The following is a 26,187-nucleotide window of genomic DNA, read 5'->3' as shown; positions in this document are numbered from 1 at the left end:
GTGTCTGCGGTAAGTCACGGGTTCGTCGGCGGTCGTGACGGCTCCCGTGCCGGGCCGCGTGGCCTCAGTCGATATATCGTTCGATGACGCGACCGGCTGCCGCCCTCGCCCATTTCTGCCAGGAAAAATCGAGGATTCGAAAATCGACCGGTGAGGCCTGGCTTGGCCGGTACCAGCTGATGCCGTTGCGCACCGACTCCGTGTTGAGCTTCGCGATGCATGATGTCTCACCGTTGATGAGCACCGTCGTGGGCATGGTGAAGTTCGCGGTGATGGCGATTAGCGTGCCCAGCCGGAAGCATACGCGGTTGACCAGCGTGCGCGCCTGGGGTTTGTCGGTCTTCGCATCCGCGATCAGGTCTTCGACGGTCATGGGACTTCCGGACAGCTCCGTGTATTCCTGGGCGAGGGAGTCGCTGGTCAGGCATTGTGAACAGCCGATATGCCCGGCATAGCATCGTGGTCCTTCCGGGTCTATGAGTATATGCCCGGCCAGACCGTAGCTTTTGTCTGGATAATCAACGGGTTTGCCGTTCTCGCACAATGCATAGCCTATGCCCGCTCCGATAGTCAGCATCGCGAACCGAGGCAATCCGACTCCGTCGCCGAACCAGCTCTCGTAGAGCATCAGTGAATCCATGTCGTTGAATGCGGCCGTTGGAATTCCGCACCGTTGCTCGACCATCCCCGCCAGATCAATCTCGCCGTCCCAATGCAGATATGGCGCATGCGTAACACAGCGATCGTCTTTCATGTGTCCGCCAAGGCTCACGCTTATCGCGGAGGGTGTGCGTGGTTCGGCCCGCTTGTCCGATTGGTTCTCAAAAGTTCGTGCCAAGTCGGCGATTAGTTCGGCAATGTCTTGAGGCTCTGTGGATGTCAGCCGCAGCGTTGTCGCGGAACTTATCGGTTCACAGCTTACGTTCGTCAGGATCGCCGTCAGTTCCGAACCGTGGAGGTTGATTCCCATAAAGCAGGTTCCATCGGATTTCAGTCGCAGCAGCGTCTGGGGGCGTCCGCGACCCGCATTATTTTTTTGTGCAGTGAAAGTAAATGCCGATTTATCCGGTTTCATGTCCGGATGGTTCACTTCTTCAATGACGTTCTGGTAAATCAGGTCGCTGGTAATGCGAGAAAGTGCACCTTGTGAAAGCCCCAACAACTGTGCCAGGGTGGTGCGTGCGATCGGGCCGTGCTTCGCAATCGTTTCTGCCACGAGATGGGTGTGGTAGGACCCGTGGAACCATCGTGGGAGGGGAAGCGCGGCATCGGGGGCGCTGCCGTTTCGCCCAGCGGTGACTCGGCTGTTCTTGACACTAAAGCCTTTGTCGGATCTTCCCGTGTCGGTGCTCTTACCCATGTTCTATTTCACGCCCTTTGTTCGTTTCCAAGATTGCGGCATTCATTGTTCACCACTTCTTAGTCTAAAATACTCTGAATTATTTGCTCATGCGCCGTCCGAAGTCTGACTGGGAATGAAATGTGCTCGATGATAGACTTTTGTCATGAAGTCGCCTGAAGCATGGACGTTTCGGGCAAAAGGCGAAGGAGTCGAGACTATGGATATGGATAAGCGCCGAAGTCCCGGAAGGTTCGCGCGGCATGTATTGCAATGTGTGGCGACTCTTGTCGTAGCCGCCACCGGTCTGTCGGTAGGTGGATGCGGCGTCTCCGGCGCGCAGGTTACTTTGGATTTTTTCCAGTTCAAATCCGAGGCGGCCGACCAGTTTAAAAAGATGACGCGGGAATTCGAACGCGAGAATCCGAACATTCACGTCAACATCAATAATTCGGCAAACGCGCAGACCGATCTGCGCACGCGTTTCGTCAAAGACCGCGCGCCGGACGTCATCACGTTCAACGGCGACATCAGTTTCGGCATGTTCGCCGCGTCCGGCATCTTCCATGACTTCACCGACGAACCGGTTGTCGACCAGCTCAACCCGGGCATGGTCAAGATTGCCAGGAACCTGGTGCAAACCACCGATTCGGCCAAAAAGCGTCTGTACGGCTTGCCTTACGCGGGTAATGCTTCAGGATACATCTACAACAAGGAGATCTGGCGCAAGGCGGGCGTCGATCCGGAGAATCCGCCCAAGACGTGGACGGAATTCACCGCGATGCTCGATAGGTTCAAGGCGGCCGGCATCAATCCGGTGCAGGCGACATTGGCCGACGCTTGGACCACGCAGGCACCTCTGGCGTCTTTCGCCGGCACGTTGGTGCCGGAGAGCAAGTACGACGAGCTGAAAAAGGGGAGGACCGATTTCAAGACGCTGTGGACGCAGGCGGCCCAAAGGGAGATTGACCTCTATAAGTACGGGGAGGGCGATAAGGGCGTCACCTATCAGCAGGGCACGCAGAACTTCGCTAAAGGTACCTCGGCGATCATCCCGCTGGGCACCTACGCGATTCCGCAGATCACCATGGTTAATCCAAAGGCCGACCTCGGCTTTGCGCAATTGCCCGCTACCGATGATGCCAAAGGTCAGATCCTCACGGCCGGCGACGACGTGATGCTCACCATGAGTGCGAATACCAAGCACCCGAAGGAGGCGATGAGGTTTATCGACTTCCTGATGCAGAAGAAGCAGCTCAACCTTTACGCCGACGCGCAGTCCGCCATCACCCCGCTCAAGGACACGTACTTCGGCAACAAGGCGTTGACCACGGTTCGCCCGTTCTTCAAATCCAACCGTGTGGCAGACTTCTGCGATCACTATATCCCCTCCTCGATCAACATCGGAGGCTATTTGCAGGGCATGGTCAACAGCGGCGACGTCAACGCGTTCACCGGCAATATGCAGGCCGAATGGGACAAAGTCCGAGCCAGGACGTTCGAGTAGGAACAGGAGGCAATCATGACTTCATCATCAACCAGCGCCGTGGCTTCTTCTCGTCCGGCTAAGAAGCCGCGCAAGTCGGCGTTTTCGGGCCGTAAGGTGGACCGCGCCTTTTACTGGATGGCCGTTCCCGCCGCCCTCATCTTCGCGGTATTCCTATATGTGCCGTTCATTCGCGGCGTCGCCTATTCCTTTACGAATTCCCAGGGTTTCGGTGACTATAAGTGGATTGGACTGAAGAACTACGGGGCCTTGTTCAAAGACAACCGCGTCGGGCACGCTTATGTTTTCACGTTCCTGCTCGCGGTCATCATCACTTTGCTTATCAACGTCATCGCCATGTTCCTGGCGGTGGCGCTCAACAGCCGCATTGCCTTCAAGAACGGCTTCCGCGCGATCTACTTCATTCCGTACACTCTGGGCGTGCTGGTCATTGGCTATGTGTTTAAATACATCTTCATGGCGCCGTTGCCCGCCATTGGTAAAGCGCTCGGCATCGGCTGGCTCTCCCAGTCGCTGCTGACCAGCGAGAGCTACTCGTGGGTGCCCATCGTCTTCCTGTCGGTGTGGCAGGGTGTGGCCTATTCGGTGCTGATTTATTTGGCCGGATTGCAGACCATCGACGATGAAATCTATGAAGCGGCATCCCTCGACGGAGTCAACGCGTGGCAGAACTTCTGGAAGATCACCTTCCCGTTGATCGGCCCGTTCTTCACGATTAATCTTGTGCTTTCGTTCAAGAACGCGTTCAATACCTTCGATCAGGTGGTCGCGTTGACCGACGGAGGTCCAGATTCCAAGACGGAAACGGTCACCTACCTGATTTGGAAAGGTGGCCTGACGGGCGGCGAATACGCTTACCAGACCGCGAACGCCGTGCTGTTCTTCATCGTGCTCGCAATCATAGCGTTCATCCAGCTCCGTATTTCCAATGCCCAGGAAAAGGTCTGAGGGGGAGATTCCAATGTCTGCAACAACAATTTCAAAGACGGGCGTCTCGGCCGCCAAACCCGCTGAGACCAAGGTGTATCGTCGTGACCACAACATCAACTGGTGGCTCACCGCCGTTGTTGCCGTGCTGTCCCTGACGGTGCTTATCCCTCTTTATTTCACTGTTGTCACCGCGCTCAAGACCCCGGCCGACGCCGGCACCTTCGCGCTGCCAACCACGTGGAACTGGCACAATTTCGCGGATGCGTGGGCCAAGGTCAACTATCCGAAGGCCGCGCTCAACTCAGCGATCATCACCGTGGCATCCGTCGCGCTGACGCTGCTGACGAACACGTTCGTGGCTTACGCCATCGCGCGGAACATGGACAAGCGCTTCTTCCGTTTCCTGTATTATTTCTTCATCGCGGCGATGTTCGTGCCGTTCCCGGTCATCATGCTGCCATTGGCCAAGCAGATGGGCGCGTTGCACCTTGACAACCAGCTTGGCCTGATCATTTTGTACATGACGCTGGGATTGGGCACGAACCTGTTCATCGCCACCGGTTTCATCCGTTCGATCCCGATATCGCTGGAGGAGGCCGCGCGCATTGATGGCGCTTCCACGTGGACGATTTTCTGGAAGATCATTTTTCCGCTGATGGGGCCGATTAACGCCACCATCGCGATTCTGACGGCGCTGTGGGCGTGGAACGACTTCCTCATGCCGCTGATCGTGCTCACGGACCAGTCGAACCAGACGATCCCGCTGGCGCAGTACGTCTTCAGCTCGCAGTTCGCCACCAACTACCCGATGGCGTTCGCCAGCTACCTGATGGCCATGGCCCCGATCCTCGTCGTCTACGTCTTCGCTCAAAAGTGGGTAGTAGGCAGCGTAATGAGGGGAGCCGTAAAGTAAAAAAGCCACCGGCTTTTTAGGGGAGCCCTGTGGGCTCCCCGGCTTTGTGGCTGAGGTCCGACGCAACCCTCTTCAACTCAAACCGTTCCATAAGACGCGAGGATAAACTCCGATTGCCATGCAATAAAGCTCCCAGCTGCTGAGTCCCTAAGCCCCCCCCCCGATGCAATAGCCGATGGATGCAAACACGCCACTCAACCGCCAGTGTGGCTTGCCTCACGTGGCCATACGTTATAATGTGCTGTATATGCAGGACCTGCCATATATCAGGCGCCGTTCGCGTCGTGGCGTCATCGCCTGTCAGGTCCGTGTCGAATTGGGGTGGGTATGTCACGTTTGATCATCGTCTCCAACAGGCTTCCGATGTCCTTGCAACGGCAGGAGGATGGCGGAATCGCGGCCGTTCAGAGCATCGGAGGGTTGGCCACGGCCATCGGCCCATATTTCAAATCGCATCGTGACTGCTTCTGGGTGGGCTGGAGCGGTGTCGACCCGGCCAAATACGAGCAACGCGACATCGACCGCATGACCGAGGAATACCGTTCCCGCCGCTGTGAACCGGTGTATCTGACCGAGGATGAGATTAACGGCTACTACGCCGGGTATTCCAACGACACGATTTGGCCGCTGTTCCATGATTTCGCACATGAGGCAAAATTCGAGCCCGCCACCTGGAAGGTCTATCAGGCCGTCAACGAACGGTTCGCCGAGGCCGTCTCCACGCTTGTGCACCCCGGCGACACCGTGTGGGTCCAGGACTACCACCTCATGCTCCTGCCGGCGCTCCTACGCTCCCGCTTCCCGGATCTGCGCATCGGCTGGTTCCTGCATATCCCATTCCCCAGTCCTGAGATTTTCCGTCAGCTTCCCAATGGCGCCGATCTGCTGCGTGGACTGCTGGGGGCGGACCTCGTGGGATTCCATACCATCGATTTCTGCATCAACTTCATGTCCGTCGTACGTCTTTTGCTTGATCTGGACATCAAACCGGACGGACGCATAGCCCTCACTGATGAGCCTTCGGACCCTGCGACAGGTTCCGACCGGCCTTCGAGCCGCCACAAGCGGTATGTCACGGTGGAAGCGTTCCCCATCGGCATTGATTACAACCTCTATCGCCGCACCGCACGATCCAGCCTCGCACAGGCCATGCAGCACGGCATAGAGGCGGCCAGCGGCAAACGCACCCGTCGTATCAAAACCTCGCTCACCGCCGAATCGCAGGCCGCCACGGAGGCCCAGGTGGCCGACAGCAACTGGTGGAGCCACCATGCGCATCAGGAGTTGCCGGAACTCGCTTTGGCCCGCAATCTCGGCCCGGACGCCGACAAGGTGCCCCGCAAGGTCGTCGTCTCCGTCGATCGCCTTGACTACACGAAGGGCCTGCCGGAGCGCCTGCGCGCCTTCGAGCTCATGCTCGAGCGCTACCCGAAGTGGGTGGGGCATGTCACCTATTACCTGCTGGCCACCCCGACGCGTGAGAACGTCGAAACCTACCGAAACCTCAAACAGACGGTGGACCGCCTGGTCGGCAAGGTCAACGGCAAGTACTCATTGCTGTCGTGGACGCCTATCCACTACATCACGCGCTCGCTGCCGATCAAGCCGGTCTGCGGCATCTATGCGGCCGGTGACGTGGCTCTGGTCACCCCGCTCCGTGACGGTATGAATCTCGTGGCCAAGGAGTATTTGGCATGCCACGACGACCGTGACGGCGCACTGGTGCTGTCGGACATGTGCGGCGCTGCACGCGAGCTGACCGACTCGTTCGTCGTCAACCCTTACGATATCGACGCGGTGTGCGAGGCGCTGAATAAGGCGCTGGAAATTTCTCCGGACGAGGCTCGCCGCCGCAATCGCACCATGCAGACGCGTCTGAAATACCGCACTGCGGATTTGTGGTGCGTCGAGTTCCTGAGCACATTGCGTCAGGTCAGTGATCCCGGCACGGCCGACCGTCGTCTTGAAAGCCTGCAACGTGACGTGCTGGTCAACCGCTGGGGCAAGGCGCGTCGTCGGCTGGTGCTGTGCGATTACGACGGTACGCTGACACCGTTGGTGCGCACGCCTGACCGTGCCAAGCCCAAGCGTCCGCTGCTCGATTTGCTGCGCCGTATCGGCTCGACCGCGAACACTGATTTTTACGTCGTCTCCGGCCGCGACCGTGCGACGATGGAGGAATGGTTCGGCTTGCTGCCCGTCGGTCTGATTGCGGAGCATGGCGTTTGGCGCAGTGATCCGCCGCAACATGGCGATGATGCCGGTGACGAGGCCGACGCGGCGGTTTCGGGGACCATCGTGGATCCTTCGGGCCGGGTGTGGCGTCGTGCCGCGAATCTGCCAGACCCAAAGGTGTGGCGGCCGATCATCGAGGAACTTATGGACCAGGCCGTTGAACGTGTGCCCAAGTCTTTCGTGGAGCACAAATCCAGCACGCTCGCCTGGCATTACCGTCTGTGTGACCAGAGGCTAGCCAACAAGGAGCGAGAGGAACTCCTGCACAGGCTGCACGAGGTTTGCGGCAAATACGGCCTGATGACCATGGAGAATTCCAAGGTCGTGGAGGTCTGCCACGTCTCGATCAGTAAGGGTCTTGCCGTCGTGCCTTTGGCGCAAGGCGGCTCTTACGACTTCATCCTCGCCGCCGGTGATGACACGACCGATGAAACCATGTTCTCCGCCATCCCGCCTTCAAGCTTCGATCTCGACGGTCTGGGCACGCAGGCGTCCAAGCGGCATCGTAGTGGCGACGTTTCCTCCCGGGCCGCCGAGATGTCTGAAGCGCGGGATGTCGAGGATCAGTCCGATGAGGGAGCGGTTTCCACGTGGACCCTCAAGATCGGTCAAGGTGCCACCAAGGCACGCAGCCGCTTGGCTGATTCCGCCGAAATGATCCGGCTTCTGGGGTACTTGGATAGCGAATCCCAGGCCGTGGCGATTCACGACAGCGACGAGCATTAGGGTTTATCCGGTTGTGCTGTCGCGTCCGGCATCGTCCCCTCGTCGGTCCTTTCGCGGATGACCGGGCATGAGATCCTCATGAAGCCGGAGAACCTGCAGGCCACCATCGGCATGGGGATTCTCGAGGACGTGCCCAACGTCACCGATGTGGTCGTTCCGTTCGGTGGTGACGCACTTGGCGCAGGTGTGGACCTGATCATCCAGACGTTCAATCCCGATGCATGCATCATCGGCGCAATCCCGGAGAGTTCACCCGCGTTCAGGAATTCGTTCGCGGCCGCATCATGAGCTTCGAGGTCGAACTTCCGGACACACCCGGATCGGTCGGTCAAGGTGGCTCTGGTGCTGGTTCAGGCCCGCGCCAATGTCATCGAGCTTGACAAAGGCCAGTTCAAGGCCACTTCGCATTTCATGAATTCCGTTTCGCTTGGTGTCACCGTTGAGACCAATGGTCACGACCATATTGAGAAGGTCCTGAATGCCTTGCGCGACAACGGTTTCGACTCCAAACACAGCTACTAGGCATCCGATTCCGCGCCGTTGTGTCAGCACTATGATCGGAGTGCTGACAGGTTGCCGATATTCATGGCGTGATCAAGCACGCGGTGCCCAGCGATCGCCGTACATATTGGGCTTTATTCGTCGTCCAAATGAGAGAACACGATGTTCTTCACCGCACGAGTGAATGGCGTCGTGCCTGAATTGGTCAGCTGATACATCATCAGGAAGGTGGTGCCGGTGGCCGGGTCGTCGCAGAAGAACGTGCCCAGCCAGCCATCCCAGCCGAACTCACCGACGTTGCAGATTGTTTCGCTTCGCCCGGGTCGTTGCGCAGTGCGCATCAACGTGTTGTATCCGTAGCCGTTCTGCCAGTTTTCGTATTCGGCCTGCGTCTGTGGGGTGAGTCCTGAAGTCGTCATGAAGCGGATGGTGGCCGGTTGTATGAGTTTGGTGCCGTCCGGGGCGGTCCCGCCGTTCAGCAGCATTTGGCCAAACTTGGCGTAATCGTCGACCGTGGACTTTAGCCCCGCACCCCCGGCCTGATAAGAGGGGTCGATGGTTGGCCGGTATTGCACCCCAAGGTGATCGGTTTCGATTTCATGTAAGGGCAGGCCGGCGTTATCCGGGTCCACGGGGTTTGATGGGTTGTCATATACTGCGGCAAGCCGATCGATTTTGTCCTTCGGCACGAAAAACGCCGTGTCGCGCATTCCAAGCGGCTCGAAAATTTCTTGTCGGAGGAAGTCGCCGAACCGTTTGCCGCTGACGACTTCCACCACTGCGCCGAGTACGTCCGCCGAGGTGCCGTACATCCAATGACTTCCAGGCTGAAACAGCAGCGGGGCGCTTCCAAGCCGGTTCGCGATTTGGATGGTGGTCAGGGCCTTCGGTGTTTTCAGCCGCGCATCGATTTCATCAAAAAGGCCTGCCGTCCAACGGGCCGCAGCACTGTCGTTGCCGGGGTAGACGAGGCCGGAGGTCATGGTCAGCAGATCTCGGATAAGTACAGGCCGGGTCGCTTCAGTGGTTTCAATCGCAGGTACATCGCTTCGTCGTGAGTCCCCGGAACCGGACCCGGTGGTTATTGTGACGGCCGGGCGTTCGGAATCAGGGTAGTCAAGGCTGACGCGCTGGCCCTTGAATCCAGGTAGGAAGTCGCTTACCGGTTCGGCCAGATCGATGAGCCCGCGTTCCACGAGCATCATCACGGCTGTCCCCGTGATTGGTTTGGTCTGTGAATACAAGCGGAATATCGTGTCGCGGGTCATTGCCTGGTTTCGTTCAATCGATCGCATGCCTGACTGAACGTAATGTCTGTCTTGGCCATGCTGCGTCACCAAAAGGTTTACGCCTGCCACGGTGCCATTGTCGACTGCCTTGTCGAGGGTCAGTTGGAGGAGTTGTTGGGTGTCCTTGTTCATTCTTCGGTGCCTTCTTCGGTTGGTGGTCTTGTGGTATCCGGATTTGCGGTTCGTCGTACTGTGTCCAGGCGCATCAAATGATTTTCAGGTTAACGAGGCGGTGGGCAGTGAGTGATTCTCTGGGGTGAAAGGATTGGAGGTACTGCCGTCGCCCGCTTCACCGCGGCTTACCCGCTCAATTTGGTCGAACGCTTTGAGATAGACCAGCGATTTCGCGTATGCGAGCCAAGAGAATCCCAGTAGGACGAATAATATGCGTAGCCATTTGGTGAACACGAAAAGCGTTATTGCCGCCACGTCAATCGCCAGCAGTATGAGCGTTTTACCGAAAACGGCCCAGGGCATCTTGAGCGCGTTCGACCAGGTGTTTCTAAACGTGTTCGTGAACCGCGCTTGAATCGGAAAATAGTATTCGAACGTTACCGCCACCAGGATTCCTGCCGCAATGAGTATCGGAAGAACGACCCATGCGGCCTTCGTCCCTAAGTGATTCCAAAAGGCGAGGGCGAAGACGATAAGCGCGGCCAGCGCGATGAATATGGCAAAGGCTCCGAGGGCACGCGGGAATTCGTGGATGAAGCGGCGGATGTATTCGCGTCCCAGATTGACGTCTTCGTTATCGTTATAGGCGAAGACCGTGCTGTATAGTGCGGCCCGCGCCGGTCCGATGGTCACCACGGGAAGGCAGGAGATCACGAATAACAGGTTGAGGATGAAGTACCTTACGCACAAGGTCAGAAACTGCCAGAATGGACTGTCGATATTGAAGCGCATTTTCCGTTTGACCTCGGAACTGTCTATGTTCGGAGACGGGCAATCGCGCTCGGTAGGGCGGATGATGCGGATTCCCGTCGTTAAGGACTTGCGGCTATCATGCGATGAGTCACGTCCTGAGTGAACGCGCCATCCCATGAAAGTCGTAGCCACCACGATAATTAAACGATTTGACATGGTCGTTTCAGAGGTCGGTGAACTTCATGAAACCTGTGTGCCGGTGTAAGGGATGATGGGTCATGTCGTTCGAAATCCTCTGTTTTCTCAAGAGAACAAAAAGGCTCAGATTCCTTGTTATTTCAAGGGAAAAGCGCGGATTGACAAATAAGTAAAATGAGTTTATTATATATTTATAACATTCTAAACAAGAGAAATACTGCAGTGCTTTACCGCGAGCCTGTCGTTGGCAACAGGACACGCACGTCGCTGTGTGTGCAGGTATCCGAAGGAGGAATGGTGGAATCCCAAAGTGATGCATCTACGGTATCGCTGACCAAGAGTGGCCCTGATAGGGCGACGGGCCTTAAGCGTAAGAACGGTGTTGCGCGCAATCACGTTAAAAAAGATCGGGGAGGAGGCCAGTCCGTAAGGAGACAGGGCTTCAAGCTATGGATGCTGATTGTCCCGTTCATTATCCTATCTCTGATTTTCAGCTACCTTCCTCTGTTCGGTTGGGTTTACGCGTTTTTCGATTATCAGCCGCCTATTCCCTTGTCCGAAAGCAAGTTCGTCGGTTTGCAGTGGTTCAAGATGCTGGTGCAGAATCCAGCCCAGCTGCACACCATCGCGCAGGTGCTGATTAACACCTTCGCCATGAGCGGCTTGGGCATTCTAACGTCCATCTTCCCCCTGTTCTTCGCCATCGGTCTGAATGAAATTCGTACGAGGTGGTTCAAGAACCTGGTCCAGACGCTGACCACCCTGCCTAATTTCATCAGCTGGGTGTTGGTCTATTCCGTGGCCTTCGCCATGTTCTCCTCAACCGGCATGATCAACCAGCTGCTTGAGAACCTGCGTCTTATCGCCGAGCCGGTCAAGTTCCTTGACTCCGACTCGTGGACGTGGATCAAGATGCTTCTGTGGAGTCTTTGGAAGGGACTGGGCTGGGGCTCGATCATGTATTTGGCGAGTATCTCGGGCATCGACCAGGAGCTTTACGAAGCGGCACAGGTCGACGGCGCGAATCGCTGGCAGCAGATTCTCCATGTCACCGTTCCGCAGCTCATGCCTACGTACATGGTGCTGCTGATGCTCTCCGTATCCAACTTCCTGAACAATGGCATGGATCAGTATTTCGTGTTCCAAAACGCTTTCAATCTCAAGCACATTCAGGTGCTTGACCTCTACGTCTACAACATCGGCATGGGCAACAACTCGCTGTCGTTGGCTACGGCCATTTCGATGCTCAAATCGTTGGTGAGCGTGGTGCTGCTGATATCGGTTAATGCGATATCCAAGCGCACGCGTGGCGAATCGATTATCTGAGCGACCGAAAAGGAGAGGAAAAACAATGTCGAAAAAAGCAGTAAAAAGTGTTTCCCCGGCTCAACGGCGCACTACGGGTGAAAAGGCGTTCGCGGTATTCAACGGCGCTTTCTTCATCCTGTTCGCTTTCCTGTGCACGTACCCGTTCTGGTATTTGATGATCAATTCGGTCTCCGACAACGCAGCGTCCGCAGCGGGCAAGGTCAACTGGTGGATTCAGGGTTTCCATCTTGAAAATTACAAGCAGGTCTTCGGTCTTGAGGGAATGGGGCAGGCCTCTCTGGTTTCCTTGGGGCGTACGGTAATCGGCACGGTGCTTACGGTTATGGCCAGTGCCTTCCTCGGATTCATGTTTACTCAGAAGAAGATGTGGCATCGGCAGTTCTGGTACCGCTTCTTCGTGATCACCATGTACTTCAACGCGGGCATCATCCCGGCGTTCATCACCATGAAGAACCTTGGACTGACCAACACGTTCTGGGTTTATATCTTGCCGGCTATCGTGCAGCCGTTCAACATCATCCTGGTCAAGACGTTCATCGAATCCATCCCCTCGAGCCTTGAGGAGGCGGCCGAGATGGACGGCGCCGGCACCATGACGATCTTCTTCAAGATCATCATGCCCATGTGCTCGCCGATCTTGGCGACCGTGGCCATTTTCTCCGCCGTCGGACAGTGGAACTCCTTCCAGGACACGTTGATATACATAACCGACAACAAGCTCTATTCGTTGCAGTATCTGCTCTACACATACATCAACCAGGCTAATTCCCTGGCGGCGTCGGTCAAGGCGAACGCCGGCACCGCCATGAATGTGGCGGCGATGGCCACCCAGCAGACTCCTACGTCCATCCGCATGACGGTTTCCGTCATCGTCGTGTTGCCGATTATGTTCGTTTATCCGTTCTTCCAGCGTTACTTCGTCAAGGGCATGATGCTCGGCGCCGTGAAGGGGTGAACAAGCCGGAGTGAATCGCCCAGAAACAGAATGGTACAATCCGTTGCGCCAGTTGGCGGATTGGTAAAAGAAAGGAAGTGGAGCAGATGTCTCTAAAGAAGAAGGTTGTAGCCGGCATTGCGGTGACGCTGTCGGTGATGATGGGTCTCGCCGGTTGTGGCGGCGGCAATTCCGCGACCCCGAAGGATGACGACTCGTTGATGAAGGTCGATGTCTATGATGACCTCGCGAACTATCAAGGGGTTCAAAAGGGGTGGTTCGCCAAGCTCGTCAAGGATAAGTTCAATCTGAAACTCAACTACATCTCCCCGAACGTGAGTGGTGGCGGCAGCACCACCTTCGACACTCGTTCCGCGGCGGGCAATCTTGGTGACATCATCATCACCGGAGCGGGCAACGGTCGACTCAACAAGTTGATCCGCTCCAAGCTTGTGGATGATATGACGCCGTACCTCAACGGCATGGATTCCATCAAGAAGTATAAGAACGCGACCGACAACCTCAATAAGGTCGCCGGGCAGTCGAGCGGCGTATGGGGCGTGCCGATGAGCGTGTCCACCAAGGCGCCCGACCAGCCGTCGGAAGGCAACGAGCCGGTGTTTGGCCCGTACATCCGCTGGGATCTTTATAAGAAGCTCGGGTATCCGGAAATCAAGAACATGGACGACTTCCTCGATGTGCTCAAGCAGGAACAGGATCTGGCTCGCAAGGAAACGGGTGACAACAGCATTTATGCCATCTCCTTGTTCAAGGACTGGGACGGCAACATGATGAACAACATCAAGCAGCCGATCTGCTACTACGGCTATGACGAGATGGGCTTCGTACTCGCTGCGGTCGACGGCCACGATTACCAGTCCGTCACCCAAAAGGACGGCATGTACGACAAGACCTTGGCTTGGTTCAACAAGGCCAACCAAGAAGGGCTGGTCGACCCGGAATCGTCCACGCAGAACTTCGATACGTTGACCACCAAGTACAAGAACGGCAAGGTGCTCTTCTCCTTCTGGAGCTATTTGGGGCCTGCGCAGTACAACACCACTGACCACAAGAAGCAAGGGGTCGGCTTCATGGTCGCCCCGTTGCAGAACATGAAGATCGTCTCGTACGGCGCCACACCCAACGGCACCGGTTCGTTCATCGGACTCGGTTCAAAGGCCAGGAACAAGCAGCGGCTGGTCAAGTTCATCAACTGGCTGTACTCGAATGAAGGCGCCTATGCCATGGCCGGCAATGTGAAGGGCATGAATTACGACATCAAGGACGGCAAGCCGGTTCTGACTGATTTCGGTAAGAAGCTGCAGAACGATCAGAGCGCAACGGTGCCCAAGGAGTTTGGCGGCGGTTCATGGTCTGACGGTCAGCCTCAACTGAACTTCAAGTCCGTCAACGCCACCGACATCGACCCGACGACCGGTGAGGACTACTCCTCCACCGATTGGAAGTCCGTCATCGAGGAATTCAACAACTCGCCTTTGGAACAGGATTGGTCGGGGCATATGGGAGGCGCCAAGACCACGATGGAATATCTCGAGAAGAACAACATGCTCGCGGTCGCCCCAGGTGCCGGTTATATCCAGCCCGATGAGGATTCGCAGATCTCGACTCTGCGTGGATCGATTAAGACGGAGATCGTCAATGATTCGTGGAAGGCGGTGTTCGCCAAGAGCGACGACGAATTCCAGAAGATCGTCGACGGCATGCGCACCCAGACCGATGGGCTTGGCATGAAACAGGTTTTGGACTTCGATATGAAGAACGCGAAGGACCAGGACAAGGCCCGCAAGGCCATCCTCAAGGAATATGCCAACCGCGAGAAGAACGAGGGTTCTTCGAAGTAGCGTCGGATTGACCAGCGGCCCTGCCGTCAGGGGGCCGCTGGTTGCACCGCTTCACATGGCTGGGTTGTGAGGCGGCTGCAATGCTTGCTCATCTGTCAGCGGTGAGCGTTGCAGCCTTGAACATCCGATCCGAGGTCGGAAGGGATGTCCGGGGTGCGGTGATCAATTCGGTGACGGTGCCGAACCGATGAAAGCGAGGAGACTTACGATGATATCGAGAAGAAAGACCGTCATGTCGGTGGCGGCGGCCGTTTCCATGGCGATGATGTTCGCCGGCTGTGGCGCCGGCGGCAATTCCGCCGACCAGAAGGATGACGGTTCGATGATGACGGTCACCGTCTACGACGATCTGGCGAATTATCAGGGCGTGCAGAAGGGGTGGTTCGCCAAGCTCGTCAAAGACAAGTTCAACATGAAGCTCAACTACATCTCTCCCAACGTGGCGGGCGGTGGCAGCACCCTATTCGACACCCGTTCGGCCGCCGGCAATTTGGGGGACATCATCATTACGGGTTATGGTTCCGGTCGCGGTTCGAAGCTTGTGCGCGCCAAGCTCATTGACGATATGACCCCGTACCTGTCCGGGATGAGCAATATCAAGAAGCACAAGGATGCCACGGACGCCTTGAACAGGCAAATCGGCCAGAAGTCGGGTGTGTGGGCCATACCCGGTTCCGTTTCGACGCGTAAACCCACCGTTGCAGGAGAAGGCCTCGAACCCACGTTCGGCCCGTATGTGCGCTGGGATCTTTACAAGGCCATCGGTTATCCGGAGATCAATACCCTCGAAGACTTGCTCCCCGTCATGAAGGGCATGCAGGACAAGGCCCGTGCCGAGTCGGGCGACAACAGCATCTACGCCATGAGCCTGTTCAAGGACTGGGACGGCAACATGATGAACAATGTCAAGCAGCCTGCCTGCTATTACGGTTATGACGAGATGGGCTTCGTGCTTGCTAAGGCCGATGGCTCCGATTTTGAATCGATCACCCAGAAGGATGGCATTTACGACCGCGTGCTCAAGTTCTTCAATGAAGCACAACGCCAGGGGTTGGTTGATCCGGAATCCACTACGCAAAACTACGACACCATGAACACCAAGTACAAGAACGGCAAGGTGCTCTTCTCCTTCTGGCCATGGCTCGGACAGGCCGCCTACAACACCAATGAGAACAGGGCCGCCGGTAAGGGATTCATGATCGCTCCGCTCAAGGACCAGAAGATCTTCTCCTATGGCGCGACTCCCAATGGCGGCACGACGATGATCGCACTGGGCTCCAAGGCCAGGAACAAGCAGCGTCTCGTGAAATTCATTGATTGGCTATATTCTTCCGAGGGTGTCTATGACTCCGGTGCACAGACCGGCGGCGCCGCCGGTCCGAAGGACCTGAACTGGACCGTCAAGGACGGCAAGCCGGTGCTCACGGACTTCGGTTCGAAGGTGCTCAACGGCGGCAAGGCCAATGTACCGACCAAGTGGGGTAGCGGCTCCTATACCGATGGGATCTCCCAGCTGAACTTTCCGACCGAGTTGGTCAGCGACATCGACCCCGGCACCGGTTACTCCTTCAACGCCACGCTGTGGCCCAGCGAGATCGAAAAGGCGAATGACAGCCCGCTCAACAAGGATTGGTCCGAGCATATGGGAGGCGCCAAGACCACGATGGAATATCTCGAGAAGAACAAGATGATCGACATCGCCCCAGGCGCCACCTACGTGCAGCCCGATGAGGATTCGCGGATCTCGACGCTACGCGGCTCCGTGAAGACGGAGATCGTCAATGATTCGTGGAAGGCGGTGTTCGCCAAGAGCGACGACGAATTCCAGAAGATCGTCGACGGCATGCGCACCCAGACCGATGGGCTTGGCATGAAACAGGTTTTGGACTTCGATATGAAGAACGCGAAGGACCAGGACAAGGCCCGCAAGGCCATCGTCAGGGAGTACAGCAAGAGCGGGGCTGACGCCGCCTCCAAATAGTGGCCGGTCGTAGACTGACTGACCAATGCTGGTCAGGTGATGTGTCTGGCCGAAGCGGAGAGGTTGCGCTTCGGCCAGACGACACTTGCGGCGGCGGTCGCTGGCCGGTGGCTATGCCGGAATGAGAGTGGTCGGGAAGGAACGCAGTGATTAGCAAGGAGCTTATAGACGAGGTCGTCGCCTCCGGGCCGTATTGCGATAGCTGGGAATCGCTGTGCCGTGCGCCGCAGCCGGACTGGTTCCATGATGCAAAATTCGGTATCTTCACTCATTGGGGGCTTTACACCGTGCCGGAATACCGCAATGAGTGGTATTCGCGCAACATGTATATCAAGGGTTATCCCGAATTCGACCACCATGTCGAAACGTACGGCCCGCAAAAGGATTTCGGCTATAAAGATTTCATCCCCATGTTCACGGCCGAACGGTTCGACCCCGATGAATGGCTCGACCTGTTCAAGCGGGCCGGCGCCCGGTATTATTTTCCCGTGGCTGAGCACCATGACGGCTTCCAGATGTATCGCAGTAAACTTTCGCATTGGAATTCCTTTGAAAAAGGTCCCCACCGCGACGTCATCGGTGAGCTGCGTGAGGCGACCCTCCGCCATGGACTGCATTTTGCCGTCTCCGATCACCGAGCCGAGCACTGGTGGTTCATGGGTCATGGCCGTGATTTCGACTCCGACGTGTGTGAGCCGATGCGACGTGGCGATTTTTATTGGCCGGCCATGCCCGAACGGGATGACGGTGACCTGTTCAGCGTGCCCGCGCCGACCGCCGAGTATCTTGACGACTGGTTGTTGCGCGTCTGTGAGCTTATCGACGGTTATCGCCCCGAATTACTGTATTTTGATTGGTGGATTCACCACTCCGCTTTTAAGCCATATGTCCGCAAAATGGCGGCTTTCTACTACAATCGAGGCGTTGAATGGGGTTTGCCCGTTTCCATCTGCTATAAGGATGGCGGTATGGCTTGGGGCGCTGGAATCTATGATATGGAACGCGGCGGGCAGGCGCAGGCCGCACCATTTGTATGGCAGACCGATACCTCCATCGCCCGTGACTCATGGTGCTATACGAAGACGCTGGATTACAAGGATCTGGCCGAGCTGTTGGTCACGCTCATCGACGCGGCCAGCAAGAACGGAAATCTGCTGCTCAACGTCGGTCCTAAGGCGGACGGTTCCATCTCCCGGCACGATCGCGATTTGCTCGAAGGTGTCGGCGCTTGGCTTGATGCCAACGGCGAGGGGATTTATGCTACTCGTCCATGGCTGCTTGCCGGGGAAGGCCCCACCATTGCGCAGAACGGGTCGTTCTCCGATGCAGAACCGAAGAGATGGACGGCTGGCGACTTCCGGTTCACTTCGAAGAACGGCGACGTCTATGCTTTTTGCCTTAATCCGGCGAATCCGGTCGACCCGGCGAAACTGCCCTCCAAGGGCGGGGATTCGGATGGTGTGCCTTCAGGCGCCGTGCGCATTGCAAGTCTCGCGTCGTATCACGACCATGAAGTCCCACCGTTTCATGGAGTCATAGCCGGTGTCGAACAGCTGGGGGCCGGCCCGGTCCGGTACGAATGCACGAATGACGGCTTGGTGATCTTCCCGGTGGAGCAAAGGAACCCACGACTGTCCGGTCGGCATGATCTGCCGATCGGGTTCAAGATCATCGAACGATGAAATCGGGGAGGCTGCGGGCGAAGCGTGGGGTGTGCGTCAGGAACGACCGATGTGAAAAATGACGCTTCGTGCCAGCGGCATGACAAGATGAGAGGAAAGCATAATGACTGTAATCACTCAGGCCAACAAAGACAGGGCCAAGGCGTTGCTGACCCAGCTCACGCTCGACGAAAAGCTGGGCATGATTCATGGCGCTGGCCTTTTCCGCACGGAGGGGGTGCCGAGGCTTGGCATACCGCCGCTCAAAATGAGCGACGGGCCCATGGGAGTGCGTCGTGAATTCGCGGACGATTCCTGGGAGTCGATCTATGGTTCTCGAGACCATGTCACCTACCTGCCTTGCGGCAGCGCCATAGCCTCGACATGGAACCCGGAGCTCGCTCGAAAGACGGGCCAGGTCCTAGGTTCCGAAGCCAGGGGGCGCGGCAAGGACGTAAGCCTCGGCCCGTCCGTCAATATCAAGCGCAGCCCGCTGTGCGGCCGCAACTTCGAATACATGAGCGAGGACCCTTGCCTTACCGCTGGGCAGGCCGTTCCTTTCGTGCAGGGTGTACAGGAATCCGACGTCGCCGCATGTGTCAAACATTTCGCCGCGAACAGTCAGGAGACCGACCGTTTGCAGGTCAATGAGACGATCAGTGAGCGAGCGATGCGCGAGATTTATCTTCCGGCTTTTGAGGCCTGCGTGAAACAGGGTGGGGCGCTCAGCTTGATGGGCGCATACAACCTTGTCAACGATGAGCGCTGCTGCGAATCCAAAACACTGCTCAACAAGATCCTGCGTGAAGAATGGGGGTTCCAGGGAGTTGTCATCTCCGACTGGGGCGGAGTGTTCCGTACAAGGCAAAGCGCTGAGTCGGGGCTTGACGTTGAGATGTCGGTAACTTCGGATTTCGATGATTATAAATTCGCGAAATCGTTGAAGCAGGCCGTGGAAAACGGCGAAATCAGCCAGACAGATGTGGATGAGAAGGTATTTCACGTACTGTGCCTGATGGATGCGCTGCACATGCTTAACGATCAGGCTCATGATGATGCAGTCCGGCAGTCCACGGGGAGCACGGCTTCCCCGTCCCGTAAATCCGGCAGCTACGCGACGGCCGAGCACCGCGCCTCCACGCTTGAAGTGGCGCGAGAGGCGGTGGTCCTGCTGAAAAACGATGACGACTTGCTCCCCCTCGCCCCCAAGACGATGCAACGTCTTCTGGTGGTGGGAGCCAATGCCGATCGAGTGCATTCCAACGGCGGCGGCAGCGCGGAAATCAAGACGCTCTACGAAGTAACGCCACTGCTGGGGCTGTGCGGACAACTTGGCGGCAATGTTGAGGTGCGATATGTGCCTGGTTATCAGGCCGCAAAGCCTTCCGAACAGCGTGCCACCTGGCAGAAAGACAGCTTGACGGACGGAACGCGGGCCGATGACGCCGCTGATGGGGCTTCCGGCGCAACCGAGCTTGAACGGCGCGCCGCTCTGCGGGATGAAGCCGTCAGACTGGCCGGCGAGTATGACCACGTGCTCTTTGTAGGCGGTCTCGATCATGACTACGACCTTGAAGGTCTGGATCGAGACGACATGCGTCTTCCTTACGGGCAGGATGAACTTATTGAAGGCCTGCTCGAAGCCAACGCCAACACCGTCATCGCATTGGTGGGCGGTTCGCCAGTTGAAATGCCTTGGGCGGACAAAGCCAAAGCGATTGTGTGGAGCTGGTACAACGGTACCGAAGCAGGCACGGCGCTCGCCGAAGTGCTGCTCGGATCGGTTAACCCCAGTGGACATCTGCCGGAGAGTTTCCCCATTCATTTGCAAGATTCACCGGCACACAAGCTCGGCACCTACGGCTTGGCCGGGCATGTCGATTACGGCGAGGATATTTATGTCGGCTACCGTTACTTCGAGTCTCGGGATGTGCCCGTACTGTTCCCGTTCGGGCATGGGTTGAGCTATACGACGTTTGCGTATTCTGATCCCGATGTCCGTGTGGTCGATGACGAGATACATGTGCACTGCATGGCGACCAACACCGGTGAGCGGGCCGGCAAGACGGTTGTACAGGTCTACTTCGGGTTGACGGGCACTGGCGAGGACCGGCCGGTCAAGGAGCTGAAGGGATACTCCAAGATTTCCCTGCAACCCGGCGAGACAAAGCCGGTCGATATCTCATTGCCTGAGGCACGGGCCTTGAGTTACTGGTCGAATCAAGTTCAAGCTTATGCTCAGGCTTCTGGCGCGGAGGTGTTCATCGGACAAAACGCTCATGACGCAACCCTGCGACTGAATCTGCAGCTGTGAGCGGCGCCTTATGCGAGATGGGAATTGGTTTGCTGCGGTCAAGCCCGCGGCTTGGCCAGCTTGCAATCACCGCAGGCAGTAAATGTAAATACACGACAATGAAAGTACCGACAAGAAAGAAGTGATATGAAATTCCTCAATGGTGGCTGGTTGGTCAAGGACGGCTACAGCGTTAAATATGCGGCGAACGTATATGAGGCGAAGATCGAGCCTAAAAAGCTCACTCTTTATTGCCCGTTCGGTAGTCCTATCTACAACGCCGGCATGACTCTTGATGGTGGCATTCTCACCATTGAGGTGACTAGCCCCCGTCCGAACATCATCACCACGCGTCTGATGAACTTCAAAACGGACCGTAGCCGCTGTCCCGGCTTCCGGCTCAACGAGAGTGACCCCGACGTCCGGATCGAACAGACCGACGAGGCTTGGACCTTTACTTCGGGGCGCACCACGCTCAGAGTGGCCAAGGGCGATACCATCGACTTCCAGTACCTGTTCGACGGCAAGGAGATCGCCCGGTCCGGTTGGCGCGCGAAGGCGTTGATCACCGACCCCGAGGGCAGCCTGCATGTTTCCGAACAGCTGGATCTGGGTGTGGGTGAGAAAATCTACGGCCTGGGGGAGCGGTTCACCAACTTCGTCAAGAACGGCCAGAGCGTGGAGATCTGGAACCGCGACGGTGGTACCGGCACTGAGCAGGCCTATAAGAACGTGCCTTTCTACATGAGCAACCGCAACTATGGCCTGTTTGTGCAGTCTCCGGGCGATGTCGAGTTCGAGATCGGCTCGGAGAAGGTGTCGCGCGTGCAGTTCTCCCTGGAGGATCAGGAGATGACGTATTCGGTCATCGGCGGCGAAAGCATGAAGGACATTCTCAACTCCTATACGGATCTGACCGGCAAGGCGCCGCTTGTGCCTGAGTGGAGTTACGGATTGTGGCTGTCGACCTCGTTCACCACCGATTACGATGCGGACACCGTAATGAAGTTCGTCGACGGGATGGCCGAGCGTGATATCCCGCTTTCGGTCTTCCATTTCGATTGCCGGTGGATGAAGGAGTTGGAATGGTGCAACTTCGAGTGGGACGGGGACAAGTTCCCCGACCCGGAGGGGCTGCTTGCCAAACTGCATGAACGCGGCATCAAGGTGTGCGTGTGGATCAACCCGTATATCGGCCAGAAGTCGCCGTTGTTCGATGAGGGTGTGAAAGGCGGCTACTTCATCAAGCGCGCGGACGGGCAGGTCTGGCAGTGGGATCGCTGGCAGGCGGGCATGGCGATCGTCGATTTCACCAATCCCGAGGCCGTTGAATGGTATCAGGGCAAGCTGCGTCATTTGATGGACCAGGGCGTGGATTGCTTCAAGACGGACTTCGGCGAGCGCATCCCCACCGAGGGCGTCGTGTACCATGACGGGTCGGATCCGATGCTGATGCACAACTACTACACGCAGCTTTACAACAAGGCGGTCTATGACGTAATTGCTGAGGTCAGGGGTGCTGATCAGGCCATCCTGTTCGCGCGTTCCGCGACCGTGGGCGGTCAGCGGTTCCCGGTGCATTGGGGCGGCGACAACTCGTCGAACTACCCGTCGATGGCGGAGTCGCTGCGCGCGGGCCTGTCGTTCGGCATGTCCGGTTTCGGCTATTGGAGCCATGACATCGCCGGTTTCGAGGACAAGCCGACCCCCGACCTGTACAAGCGGTGGACGCAGTTCGGTCTGCTGTCCTCGCATTCGCGTTATCACGGTTCCGGCGAGTACAAGGTGCCTTGGCTGTACGGTGAGGAGGCGGTCGAGGTGGCGCGTGAGTTCACCAAACTCAAGCGGCGTCTGGTGCCGTATCTGGTGCGTATGTCGCATGAGACCCATGAGACGGGTGTGCCGATGATGCGTGCGATGGTGCTGGAGTTCCAGGACGATCCGACCTGCGAGGACATCGACACCCAGTACATGCTGGGTGATGACGTCCTGGTGGCCCCGATCTTCAACGAGGAGGGCACGGCGCGTTTCTACGTGCCTGACGCGGGTGGTGCGCATGCCGGCGAGGCGTGGAAGGACCTGCTCAGCGGGCAGGAGTATGAGCCCGGCCGCTGGTACACCCAGACCTACGACTACCACACCCTGCCGGTGCTCGCCCGCCCGGGATCCGATCCGTTGGGCGAATGATCGGTTGAGCGATGGCATGGCCGCGACGGTGAAACGGGAAGTCCGATCTGATCGGTTCGTTCGCCTGCCCGCTCGCGGCCTTACCGTCCGGCAGAACTCCAGGAGGCAATGATGACGATGTTTAATGTGCGGTCCGCGCAAAGGGCCCTAGACGGTTTTCATCCGGATCCGTCGATTTGCCGAGGCCCTAGTGGCGCGCTATATATGGTCAACAGCACATTCGAATATTTTCCGGGCTTGCCCGTATCCGTTAGCGATGACGGTCTGCATTGGCGCACGATTGGGGACGTCGTGACTCGCCCCAGCCAGTTCCTTTACGAAACGATGGACAACAATCTGGGCATGTACGCTCCGACGATCCGCTATCACGAGGGCCTCTTCTACGTAATCGTCGCGAACGTCAACGTCGGAACGGCCATATATACCGCCTCCGACCCAGCAGGCCCGTGGTCGGATCCGCTGGAAGTGGAGGGGTGGCCCGGCATCGATCCGAGCTTGCTGTTCGATGACGACGGCAGCGCATACATCTGTGGCAACGAGGGGCAGTTGCCGGACGGAGGCTACGAGCCGGCGGGTATCTATGTGGCTCAACTTGATGTGACCAGTGGCAGGCTCATGTCTGGGCGGACGAGAATCTGCCGGGGGATCACCGGCGCGCACCCTGAGGGTCCGCATCTGTACAAGCGTTCCGGCCTCTACTATCTGATGTGGGCCGAGGGCGGCACCGAGGCGGGGCATATGGAGAACATCGCGCGTTCGTCGTGCGTTACCGGCCCCTACGAGAATTATCCCGGCAACCCGCTGGTCACCAACCGCAGCACTCCGTTGCCGTTGCAGGCCGTCGGCCATGCGGATTGCGCTGATTTTGAAGCGGACCGCACGGTGATGGCCTTCCTTGCCACCCGGGGTAATGATGAATATCCCTCGAAGACGTGGCTTGGCCGTGAATCCTACGTGACTGATTTCACTTGGAAAGATGGGTGGCCCGATCTCTGCGACCAGTCTTATGACTGCCCGGACCTGCTTGACGGTCGGTTCGATATGCGCGCCATGCAGTGGATTACCCCATCCGTGGATAGGCAAGGAAGATACGCCTTGTTTGCGGATGATGGTGAGGTGTTGCGCGGTTTGGTGACTTTCGAGTCTACCGCGGTTAAAGGTGGCGATGCGCTTTTGGCGGACAACCGGCCGGTACGAAGCATACGGGTGCAGGGCCTTGCGCAGGATTTCACACTGGCCGCGGGCCCTCCTCTTATCGGCGTTCGCCAGCCGGCCATGGTCTGCGATTTCGGTTTCATCATCGATGAGGTGCGGCAGTTGCGATCCGGCTCGTGCGGGTTGGCTGTGTACGTCAACGCCAGGCACTATTTCACGCTCGGACTGGTCAAAGACGGTGGCGCCGATTCGGGCTATCGCATTGAAGCCTCGACGTTCAACGATGGTTTGCTCTCCTGCCTGGGCGGCATTGCGTTAACCGGGCATGAAGGGCCCGTTGAGCTGCGGGTGCACGCTGACCAGTATTGCTATCGTTTTGAGGTGGCGGAGGGTGGTCACGTTGAAGGGCTGGGTAGCGCTCCGGTTTCGGTGTTGGCGTTTGCCAATGCCGGTGGATTCACGGGGGTTCTGCTCGGCGCGTTCGTCCATGGCGAGGGCACGGTGACGTTCAGGTTGCCGCAGGGGTCGGCATGAAAGCCGTGCGCTGGCATGTAGAGATGATTCGGCAATCGTGGTGGTTTCGCGGCAGTGATATGTAGTGACGCGAGACGGAGTGACAAAGGAGTGGCGATGGTAAGCGCAATTGATTTTGTGAAGGATCTCGGCCTGGGCTGGAACGCTGGCAATACGTTGGACGCGTTCCCCTGCGAGGGCGAGCGGGATAGATCCTTGGCTGCCCGGAAGGGGTGGAGCCCGGACGACCAGCAACGGCTCTGGCACAATGAACCTCTCACACTTGATATTTTTCGTAACGTGAGCAAGGCCGGTTTCGCAACGGTTCGCATACCGGTCACATGGCGTGATTGGGTCGATGCGGATGGCGAAGTGGATCCCGCGTTTCTGGGCACGGTACGTCACGCGGTGGATGATGCGTTGGAAGCCGGTCTCAACGTCATCGTCAACGTCCATCACGACGGCAGTGTGGGCGATGAGCTATGGATTCGTAAGGCTTCTAAGGATTATGAAGGGGTGAGCAGACGCTACGAGGGTTTGTGGCGCGCCATCGCCACATGCTTCAAAGACTACGATGAACGGCTTGTGCTTGAAGGGGCCAATGAGGTCGGTTTTCCGGATATGCCAATGGATGGGGCCTATGAGGTTCTGAATCGGCTGAACCAGTTGTTCGTGGACACGGTGCGCGCTACCGGATCGGCCAACGCCGATCGTTTCCTGCTTATCCCCGGCTACGACGCCGACACGGCCAAGTCCTGCGACCCCCGTTACCAGTTGCCTCAGGATTCGGTGGCCGACAGGCTCATCCAATCGATTCATTATTATTCGCCGTCCGAATTCGCCATAGCCGAGCACGATTGCAGTTGGTGCGACAATCCGAAGCTGACGTGGGGCACCGATGCAGAGGTTGCGGCCATGCGAGCCGATTTCGACGCCTTGCAACGACGGTTCGTTGACGCCGGCGTGCCGGTGATCATCGGCGAGTACGCGGTGCTGACCGGCGAGGTCGATCATAAGGACCACGCCAGCAACGTCCGTTGGCTCGAAGCGGTCACGCGCAACGCCTGCGAGCGCGGGATGTGTCCGATCATCTGGGACACGTCGTCCAAGGAGATGTGTTTCGTCGACCGCGCCACCGGCGAGTTCTTCGACCCCGTCGTGGCCTCGATGTTCGCGGCCGTGCGCAGGGATTTCTGTTTTGCGGGTCAAGACGCTGGTCAGTGAACGGCCGTCCTGTGTGAGAGGCGGCTTTCCACATGTTTCACGTCAAGGCCGCATGTCGCCATGGAGCGCTCTGATTAATGGCGGTGCTGTATCCATAGTTCAATGAAGAAAAGGACGGGAAAATGAGTAACCGGACTAGTCAACAGACGAGGTCATATGCCTTCGTGCGTAACCACTTTGCGAGAGTGGGTGCCGTGGTGTTCTTGACAGTGCTGATTTTCGGCCTTGCGGCTCTGCTGCTGCCCGCCCGCGCCGAAGCGGCCGATGCCATCAAGATTGATGCTCTACGGCAGTCCGATGGTGGTTACGCGTTGCAGGTAACCAATGCCGGTACCCGAACCATCACCTCCATCGATGCCACGACCACAATTCCTAAGACCCTTACGGCAAGGGGGAAGACGAACGTAGTGTCATGGCATGCCGGCGCGGTGGCTCCTGGGCTGAGCGTCATGGCCTTGGCGTTGGATGGCGCTGGTAACCCGGCAGATTTGCTGGCACTCGAACTCGCTGTGTCTTCGGATAGCGTGGATCTGACCTCGACGA

16 protein-coding genes and 1 pseudogene are annotated in these 26,187 nt (G+C 57.6%); 14 read left to right on the top strand and 3 right to left on the bottom strand.

The genetic code is table 11. From position 1 onward, the window contains the following. Positions 1-64: 64 nt before the first annotated feature. Positions 65-1,360 (bottom strand): ROK family protein, encoded by a 1,296-nt coding sequence (locus BBOH_RS06060; protein ID WP_081930378.1) that lies wholly within the window; start codon positions 1,358-1,360, stop codon positions 65-67. 199 nt (positions 1,361-1,559) lie between these two features. Here BBOH_RS06060 and BBOH_RS06055 point away from each other — a divergent pair, with 199 nt between their 5' ends. The 5 genes and pseudogenes from BBOH_RS06055 to BBOH_RS09585 all read left to right on the top strand — a co-directional run. After that, positions 1,560-2,846 carry an ABC transporter substrate-binding protein gene (locus BBOH_RS06055; protein WP_044098240.1) on the top strand — a complete coding sequence of 429 codons (1,287 nt, stop codon included), beginning with the start codon at positions 1,560-1,562 and terminating at the stop codon, positions 2,844-2,846. A 15-nt stretch (positions 2,847-2,861) separates the two neighbouring features. Then, the gene (locus BBOH_RS06050; RefSeq protein WP_033522036.1) at positions 2,862-3,794 is read left to right on the top strand and encodes a carbohydrate ABC transporter permease; all 933 of its coding nucleotides are present in this window, start codon (positions 2,862-2,864) and stop codon (positions 3,792-3,794) included. A gap of 13 nt (positions 3,795-3,807) precedes the next feature. Then, positions 3,808-4,689: a carbohydrate ABC transporter permease gene (locus tag BBOH_RS06045; protein WP_033522038.1), complete on the top strand. Its 882-nt coding sequence runs from the start codon at positions 3,808-3,810 to the stop codon at positions 4,687-4,689. 327 nt (positions 4,690-5,016) lie between these two features. Beyond that, positions 5,017-7,650 carry a trehalose-phosphatase gene (gene otsB, locus BBOH_RS09045; RefSeq protein WP_035140235.1) on the top strand — a complete coding sequence of 878 codons (2,634 nt, stop codon included), beginning with the start codon at positions 5,017-5,019 and terminating at the stop codon, positions 7,648-7,650. Positions 7,651-7,746: 96 nt separating this feature from the next. After that, a pseudogene (locus BBOH_RS09585) lies at positions 7,747-8,172 on the top strand (hypothetical protein); the annotation flags it as partial. 113 nt (positions 8,173-8,285) lie between these two features. Here the strand turns inward: BBOH_RS09585 and BBOH_RS06020 are convergent. Together BBOH_RS06020 and BBOH_RS06015 are read right to left on the bottom strand one after the other, a co-directional pair. Then, complete coding sequence (locus BBOH_RS06020; RefSeq protein WP_033522043.1) at positions 8,286-9,572, bottom strand: serine hydrolase domain-containing protein; 1,287 nt, start codon at positions 9,570-9,572, stop codon at positions 8,286-8,288. 84 nt (positions 9,573-9,656) lie between these two features. Continuing rightward, positions 9,657-10,346: a YesL family protein gene (locus tag BBOH_RS06015; protein ID WP_033522045.1), complete on the bottom strand. Its 690-nt coding sequence runs from the start codon at positions 10,344-10,346 to the stop codon at positions 9,657-9,659. 456 nt (positions 10,347-10,802) lie between these two features. Here BBOH_RS06015 and BBOH_RS06010 point away from each other — a divergent pair, with 456 nt between their 5' ends. The 9 genes from BBOH_RS06010 to BBOH_RS05970 all read left to right on the top strand — a co-directional run bounded on the left by BBOH_RS06010 (position 10,803) and on the right by BBOH_RS05970 (position 25,644). Next, the gene (locus BBOH_RS06010) at positions 10,803-11,831 is read left to right on the top strand and encodes an ABC transporter permease (RefSeq protein WP_237743168.1); all 1,029 of its coding nucleotides are present in this window, start codon (positions 10,803-10,805) and stop codon (positions 11,829-11,831) included. 25 nt (positions 11,832-11,856) lie between these two features. Continuing rightward, the gene (locus BBOH_RS06005) at positions 11,857-12,789 is read left to right on the top strand and encodes a carbohydrate ABC transporter permease (protein WP_033522049.1); all 933 of its coding nucleotides are present in this window, start codon (positions 11,857-11,859) and stop codon (positions 12,787-12,789) included. 86 nt (positions 12,790-12,875) lie between these two features. After that, on the top strand, positions 12,876-14,630 hold the full coding sequence (locus BBOH_RS06000; RefSeq protein ID WP_044098238.1) for a type 2 periplasmic-binding domain-containing protein: 1,755 nt from the start codon (positions 12,876-12,878) through the stop codon (positions 14,628-14,630). 208 nt (positions 14,631-14,838) lie between these two features. Next, complete coding sequence (locus tag BBOH_RS05995) at positions 14,839-16,611, top strand: type 2 periplasmic-binding domain-containing protein (RefSeq protein WP_179855861.1); 1,773 nt, start codon at positions 14,839-14,841, stop codon at positions 16,609-16,611. Between the two features lie 146 nt (positions 16,612-16,757). Beyond that, complete coding sequence (locus BBOH_RS05990; RefSeq protein WP_033522092.1) at positions 16,758-18,293, top strand: alpha-L-fucosidase; 1,536 nt, start codon at positions 16,758-16,760, stop codon at positions 18,291-18,293. A gap of 103 nt (positions 18,294-18,396) precedes the next feature. Further along, on the top strand, positions 18,397-20,586 hold the full coding sequence (locus tag BBOH_RS05985; protein ID WP_033522094.1) for a glycoside hydrolase family 3 C-terminal domain-containing protein: 2,190 nt from the start codon (positions 18,397-18,399) through the stop codon (positions 20,584-20,586). A gap of 126 nt (positions 20,587-20,712) precedes the next feature. Next, positions 20,713-22,752: an alpha-xylosidase gene (gene yicI, locus BBOH_RS05980; protein ID WP_033522096.1), complete on the top strand. Its 2,040-nt coding sequence runs from the start codon at positions 20,713-20,715 to the stop codon at positions 22,750-22,752. A 108-nt stretch (positions 22,753-22,860) separates the two neighbouring features. Then, a complete protein-coding gene (locus BBOH_RS05975; protein WP_337588431.1) occupies positions 22,861-24,441 on the top strand; it encodes a glycoside hydrolase family 43 protein in 1,581 nt (526 codons plus the stop codon). Positions 24,442-24,537: 96 nt separating this feature from the next. Beyond that, positions 24,538-25,644 carry a glycoside hydrolase family 5 protein gene (locus tag BBOH_RS05970; RefSeq protein ID WP_044098237.1) on the top strand — a complete coding sequence of 369 codons (1,107 nt, stop codon included), beginning with the start codon at positions 24,538-24,540 and terminating at the stop codon, positions 25,642-25,644. Positions 25,645-26,187: the final 543 nt, after the last annotated feature.

It is taken from the genome of Bifidobacterium bohemicum DSM 22767, assembly GCF_000741525.1.
GTDB classification, from domain to species: domain Bacteria; phylum Actinomycetota; class Actinomycetes; order Actinomycetales; family Bifidobacteriaceae; genus Bifidobacterium; species Bifidobacterium bohemicum.
The sequence above is the reverse complement of the archived record's forward strand: the minus strand, read 5'-3'. Positions and strand labels throughout refer to the sequence as shown.